General features: G+C 76.5%; 6 protein-coding genes, 1 rRNA gene and 1 pseudogene. 2 read left to right on the forward strand and 6 right to left on the reverse strand.

Annotated elements, in window-relative coordinates; genetic code table 11:
- Positions 1–44 precede the first annotated feature (44 nt).
- The 3 genes from SM573_RS27720 to SM573_RS27730 are packed head-to-tail and all read right to left on the reverse strand — an operon-like array spanning position 45 to position 1,875.
- Positions 45–899 carry a TlyA family RNA methyltransferase gene (locus SM573_RS27720; protein ID WP_474614041.1) on the reverse strand — a complete coding sequence of 285 codons (855 nt, stop codon included), beginning with the start codon at positions 897–899 and terminating at the stop codon, positions 45–47.
- A 17-nt stretch (positions 900–916) separates the two neighbouring features.
- Entirely contained in the window at positions 917–1,186 is a 270-nt protein-coding gene (locus SM573_RS27725; protein ID WP_474614040.1) for a hypothetical protein, read from the reverse strand.
- Positions 1,183–1,875 carry a phasin family protein gene (locus tag SM573_RS27730; RefSeq protein ID WP_474614039.1) on the reverse strand — a complete coding sequence of 231 codons (693 nt, stop codon included), beginning with the start codon at positions 1,873–1,875 and terminating at the stop codon, positions 1,183–1,185. Before SM573_RS27730 ends, SM573_RS27725 begins: the two co-directional genes overlap by 4 nt.
- A gap of 118 nt (positions 1,876–1,993) precedes the next feature.
- Between SM573_RS27730 and SM573_RS27735 the strand changes: the two genes are divergently transcribed.
- Positions 1,994–2,332: an SCP2 sterol-binding domain-containing protein gene (locus tag SM573_RS27735; protein ID WP_474614038.1), complete on the forward strand. Its 339-nt coding sequence runs from the start codon at positions 1,994–1,996 to the stop codon at positions 2,330–2,332.
- A gap of 84 nt (positions 2,333–2,416) precedes the next feature.
- Here the strand turns inward: SM573_RS27735 and SM573_RS27740 are convergent, their stop codons facing one another.
- Together SM573_RS27740 and SM573_RS27745 are read right to left on the reverse strand one after the other, a co-directional pair.
- A complete protein-coding gene (locus tag SM573_RS27740) occupies positions 2,417–3,436 on the reverse strand; it encodes an HAD-IIA family hydrolase (RefSeq protein WP_474614037.1) in 1,020 nt (339 codons plus the stop codon).
- Positions 3,437–3,830: 394 nt separating this feature from the next.
- Positions 3,831–4,566, reverse strand: a pseudogene (locus SM573_RS27745) (tetratricopeptide repeat protein); the annotation flags it as partial.
- Here SM573_RS27745 and SM573_RS27750 point away from each other — a divergent pair.
- Entirely contained in the window at positions 4,522–5,925 is a 1,404-nt protein-coding gene (locus tag SM573_RS27750) for a hypothetical protein (RefSeq protein ID WP_474617396.1), read from the forward strand. The pseudogene SM573_RS27745 and the gene SM573_RS27750 overlap by 45 nt on opposite strands.
- Positions 5,926–6,017: 92 nt before the next feature.
- On the opposite strand, the gene rrf is transcribed toward SM573_RS27750, so the two are convergent.
- A 5S ribosomal RNA gene (gene rrf, locus SM573_RS27755) occupies positions 6,018–6,115 on the reverse strand; the annotation flags it as partial.

Below are 6,115 nucleotides of genomic sequence, written 5' to 3' on the forward strand. Positions count from 1 at the left end.
CGCGCGCGCCGACCGGCCCGCCGTGACCATCCCGCTTCTCGCGCTCACCCTGCGACCTCCTCCGCCGCCGCACCCGGCACGTCGCCGGCCACGGCCGGACCCTGCGGTCCGGCCGCGACCACCGCCCGCACCCGCTCCGGGTCGGCCGGTGGCGCGCCCCGGCGTAACCATACGAAGAACTCCACGTTGCCGCTCGGCCCGGGCAGCGGGCTGGCGGCCACGTCGGCCAGGCCCAGCCCGAGCCGCGCCGCGGCGGCCGCCACGTCGAGCACCGCCTCGGCGCGCAGCTCCGGGTCGCGCACCACACCGCCGGCGCCGACCCGCTCCTTGCCGACCTCGAACTGCGGCTTCACCATCAGCGCCAGGTCACCGTCGGGACGGGTGCAGCCGGCCAGCGCCGGAAGCACCAACCGCAGCGAGATGAACGACAGGTCCGCCACGGTCAGGTCCACCGGCCCGCCGATGACCTCCGGCGTGAGCGAGCGGACATTGGTCCGTTCGAAGACGCGCACCCGTTCGTCGTTGCGCAGCGGCCAGGCGAGCTGGCCGTAGCCGACGTCCACGGCCACCACCTCCGCGGCACCGGCGCGCAGCAGCACGTCGGTGAAGCCACCGGTCGACGCCCCGGCGTCGAGGCAGCGGCGGCCGGCGACGGCCAGCCCGGCGAACGCGTCCAGCGCCCCGGCCAGCTTGTGCCCGCCCCGCGAGACGTACTCGGCGGCGGGATCCTCGCCGGTGACGAGCAGCGCGTCGGCGGGGTCGACCATCGCCGCGGGCTTGCGGGCCGGGACCCCGCGCAGCTGGACCCGGCCGGCCTCGACCAGCGCGGCGGCCTGCTCGCGGGAGCGGGCCAGGCCACGGCGGACCAGTTCGGCGTCCAGCCGGTTGCGACGTGCCACTGCGGTTCTCTCCGGTCTCAGGCCTGGTCGATGCTGGCGAGGGTCTCGCGCAGCGTCTCGTACGCCGCCTCGTACTGGGCGATCTGGTCGGCCGGCGACAGCGACGAGGCGTTGATCATCGCCTGCACCGCCGCGTCGACCGCGGGGTGCCCCTCCCCCTCCGGCCCGACCAGCGTCGGCGGCGGCACCGGGCGCGGGGTCGGCGGCGGGCCGGGGCGCGCCCCGGGCGGCGGGCCCGGACGCGGCGCGCCGCCGGGCGGCGGGCCCGGTCGGTACGGGCCGGTCACTCCTCGTCCTCCGGTCGCGGCCGGCGGGCCGCCTTCTTTGGCGGCCGGGCCGGCTCGCTCGCGCCGTCGGCGGGGAGCACCGTGCCCGGCGCGCGGCGCATGACGGCCTTGCCGGGCTCGGCCTTCTTCGCCACCGCCTTCTTGGCGACCGCCTTCTTCGCCACGGCCTTCTTCACCGCCTTCTTCGCCGGCGGGCTGGCGACCGGGGCGGAGAGCGACCCGGTGGACGGCACCTGCCCGGCGGGCGGCGGCGTGGGCGCCTGCGCCTCCCCGGCGTCGCCGGTCTGGGCGGCGGTGATCGGGGCGGGCGTCGACGGCGGACCGGCCGGCGGGGACACCGGCCGGCTCGTGGCGGCCCCCGGCGCGGCGCCGGCCGGGCCGGCGGCCGACCGCGCCTCGCGCAGCTGCCGCTCCAGCTCCTGCACCCGCCGGGTCAGCTCGGCGACCTCCTCGGCGGTGGCGAGGCCGACCCGCCCGAGCGCCCGGTCGACCTCGAAACGCACCAGCTTGGTCAGCGCGTCACGGTTCGCCATGCCGGTGGAGACCAGCTCCTCGCCGAGCGTCTGGAGCTGGGCCGCGGTCGCGCCGCCCGAGCCGACGAGCCGGCGCACCACGTCCTGGGCCTTCTTCCGGGGCGCCTCCGTCAGGCCCATGGCCAGCTCGAGGTAGGCGCGCCACGCGTCCTGCATGCCTGAAGTCCTTCCGCGGGGCGGGGGGTGTGCAGGTGTCACGCTACCGGGCACCCGGGACGGTGCTGTGCGGTACGGTGCCGAGGACGGCGTGGCATGTGCGGCGAGGAGGCGACGGGTGGCCAGCGTGGACGAGTGTCGGCAGGCGTTGCAGGAGCTCGCCGCCCGGCTGGACCGCAACGCCGAGACGGTGCGTGAGCGGGTCGACCTCGACCGCACGCTCGCCTGCCGGATCACCGACCTGGACACGGCGTTCCACGGCCGCCTGACCGACGGCCGTCTTATCGACCTGACCGACGGCGACGACCCCAAGGCCAAGATCGCCCTGAGCACGAGCAGCGACGACCTCGTCGCGCTCGTCCGCGGCGACCTCGACATCGCCCGGGCCGTGGCCTCCCGCCGGGTGTCGATCAAGGCGAACCCGTTCGACCTGATGAAGCTCCGCAAGCTGCTCTGACCGCCCGCGGTCCGTCGGCTCGGCGCCTGCGCGGGTCGCTCAGGCCGACCTGCGGGCCGCGCTGGACTTCGCGCGCCAGCACGCTCAGGTTGGGAGGCCGAGCGCGGCCAGCGCGCGGGCGGCCTCGGGCGATCCGGCGTGCACCGCCGGCACCTCCGGCGTGGACCAGGCCGCGGCGCAGAGCGCGGCGAGCGCGTCCAACGCCGTCCCGGCACCGCCGAGCCACAGGCCACCGTCCCGCGCGGTCACCGTCCAGCCACCGGAGTCCGGCGTGCCGGGCACCCGCACCACCGCCGCCGGATCGAAGAGCCCGGCCAGGTCGTGCGAGACGTACGTGGGTCGGCGCGCCGGCTCGGCCGCGAGCAGCTCGGGCACGTCGCTCACGCCGGTGAGCACGAGCAGGCTGTCCAGCCCGGCCCGGCGGGCGCCCTCGATGTCGGTGTCCAGCCGGTCGCCGACCACCAGCGTCCGCCCCCCGTCGACGCGGCGCGCGGCGGTGGCGAACAGCGCCGGCTCGGGCTTGCCCACCACGACGTCCGGGTCACGGCCGAGCGCGGTCCGCAGCACCGCCACCAGCGAGCCGTTGCCGGGCAGCGGGCCACGGCCACTGGGCAGGGTGCGGTCGGTGTTGGTGGCGATCCAGGTCGCCCCGGCGCGCACCGCCACCGTCGCCTCGGCCAGGTCCGCCCAGCCGACCTGCGGCCCGTACCCCTGCACCACGGCCCGCGGCGAGTCGTCCGCCCCGTCGACCGGGGTGAGCCCGACCGCGGCGATCTCGGCGCGCAGCGCCTCGGCGCCCACCACGAGCACGGGAGCACCGGCCGGCAGGCGGTCGCGCAGCAGCTCGGCCGAGGCGGCGGCGCTGGTGAGCACCTCCTCGGGTCGCGCCGGCACGCCCATGCCGCTGAGCAGGTCGGCCACCTGGCTCGACCGGCGGGAGGCGTTGTTCGTGGCGTAGGCGACCGCCCGCCCCTCGGCGTGCAGCCGGGCGACCGCCTCCACCGCGCCGGGGATCGGCCGGTCGATCAGGTAGATCACGCCGTCGAGGTCGAAGACGACCTGGGCGTACCCGTCGACCAGCCGCGCCCCGGCCTCTTCCGTCACCGGGCGACCGGACCGGTCTCGTCGTCGCCGGCCGGCGCCTGCGCACCGGCACGCGGTCCCAGGTCGGGGTCGTCAGCACCGCCGCGCCCGACCACGTCGTCACGGGTCACGAGGTCGGTGTCGCCCGGCTGCGAGTCGTCGTCGGCCGTGACGTCCTCGTCGTCGGCGGCGTCGTCCGCGTCGGCGGCGTCGTCCTCGTCGTCCTCGTCGTGGTCCGCGTCAGCGTCGTCGTCGGCCTCGTCGTCGTAGTCCTCGTCGTGGTCCGCGTCGGCGTCGTCGTCGGCCTCGTCGTCGTAGTCCTCGTCGTGGTCCGCGTCGGCGTCGTCGTCGGCCTCGTCGTCGTAGTCCTCGTCGTCCTCGTCGTGGTCCGCGTCGGCGTCCTCGTCGTCCTCGTCGTGGTCCGCGTCGGCGTCGTCGTCGGCCTCGTCGCTGACCAGGTCGGTGTCCGGGCGGGCCGGCACGGCGCCGGGCGTGCCCGGGCCGGTGGCGATCTCCTCGGCCTCCGCGTCCTCGTCGTCGCCCTCGATGACCACGCCGTCGAGCTCCAGCAGCCGCTCGGCCGCGTCGGTCTCACCCTCGGTGTCGACGTCGGCCGCACGGGAGAACCACTCCCGCGCCTCCTCGCGCCGGCCCACCGCGAGCAGCGCGTCGGCGTACGCGTAGCGCAGCCGGGCCGCCCACGGCTCGGTGACGTCGCTCGTCAGCTCGCGCACCTGGAGCATCGCGACCGCCGCGTCCTTCTGGCCGAGGTCGCCCCGCGCCCCGGCGGCGACGATGAGCAGCTCGATGGCCGTGGCCGGGTCGAGCGCATCCCGGTCGGCGCCGCGGAACAGGTCGATCGCCCGCTCCGGGCGGCCGAGAGCCCGCTCGCAGTCGGCCAGCACCGCGATGTGGCTCTGCAGACCGCTCATCCGGTGGTACGTCCGCAGCTCGGCGATCGCGGTCTGCCACTCCCCCGCGTGGTACGCGGCCAGACCGACCGCCTCCCGCACCGCCGCGATCCGCGACGCGAGCCGGCGGGCGGCCAGCGCGTGCGCCAACGCCTCGGCCGGGTCCTCGTCGATCAGCTGGCCGGTCGCGACCAGGTGCCGGGCGACGGTCTCCGCCACCGGCTTGGCCAGCGAGAGCAGCTCGGCGCGAACATCCTTGTCGAGGTCCGTCGCGACGACCTCGTCGGGCAGCGCCGGAGCCTCGGCGCGCTCGACGCGCTCAGGACGCGGGCCGCGCTCGGTGCGTCGCTCGTCGCCCTCGCGACGCTCGCCACGGAACCCGCCCTCGCGGCGGTCGCCGCCGCGGAAGCCGCCCTCGCGGCGCTCGCCGCCACGGAAGCCACCCTCACGGTCCCCACCGCGGAAGCCGCCCTCACGGCGGTCGCCGCCCCGGAAGCCCTCGCGGTCCCCACCGCGGAAGCCGCCCTCACGACGGTCGCCGCCCCGGAAGCCCTCACGGTCCCCACCGCGGAAGCCGCCCTCACGACGGTCACCGCCGCGGAAGCCGCCCTCACGAGGGTCACCACCGCGGAAACCCTCGCGGCGCTCGCCGCCGCGGAAGCCACCCTCACGGCGCTCGCCGCCACGGAAGCCACCCTCACGGTCCCCACCGCGGAAGCCACCCTCGCGACGGTCGCCGCCCCGGAAGCCCTGGTCGCGGTCACCACCGCGGAAGCCACCCTCGCGACGGTCGCCGCCCCGGAAGCCCTGGTCGCGGTCCCCACCGCGGAAGCCACCCTCGCGACGGTCACCGCCACGGAAACCCTCACGGTCCCCACCGCGGAAGCCACCCTCGCGACGGTCACCGCCACGGAAACCCTCACGGTCACCGCTACGGAAACCACCCTCGCGACGGTCACCGCCACGGAAACCCTCACGGTCACCGCTACGGAAACCACCCTCGCGACGGTCACCGCCACGGAAGCCCTGGTCGCGGTCACCACCGCGGAAACCGCCCTCGCGACGGTCACCACCGCGGAAACCACCCTCACGGCGCTCGCCGCCCCGGAAACCACCCTCACGACGGTCACCACCGCGGAAGCCCTCGCGGTCACCACCGCGGAAATCGGCGTCCCGGTCAGCTGGGCGGAACCCGCCCTGACGGTCACCGGCCCGGAACCCTCCGGCGCGGTCGCCACCCCGGTAGCCGCGCTCACGGTCTCCGCTGCGGAACCCGCCCTCACGGCGGTCACCGCCACGGAAACCGCCGTCCCGGTCGCCGCCGCGGGAGCCACCCTCACGACGGTCGCCACCACGGAAGCCCCGGTCACGGTCGCCGCCGAAGCCGCCCTGGCCACGGTCACCGCCGCGGAAGCCGCCCTCGCGGCGCTCGCCGCCCTCGCGGTCTCCGGAGTACCCGCGCGGCCCGCCACGGTTGTCCCGGTCGCCACGGTACGGCGGCCGGTCGCGATCGTCGCGGCGCGGCGCCCGGTCTCGCCCGCCCGACCGGTCGGTGCGGTCGTCGTTACGACGGGGGCGGTCGCCGCCCTGCGGTCCTGAACTCACGGGGTACATCCTTCCTGATTGCGCCACCTGTGGCGCTACGCAGTCGAGGGCCGACCCGGATTGGGGCGGCCCTCGACTGGAAGATTGTCCGGCGGTGTCCTACTCTCCCACACCCTCACGAGTGCAGTACCATCGGCGCTGGAGGGCTTAGCTTCCGGGTTCGGAATGTAACCGGGCGTTTCCC

It is taken from the genome of Micromonospora xinjiangensis, from assembly GCF_056150165.1.

Coding starts and splice junctions, on each gene's coding strand:
- SM573_RS27730 (WP_474614039.1), bottom strand. CDS start 1,875: ATGCAGGACGCGTGGCGCGCCTACCTCGAGCTGGCCATGGGCCTGACG.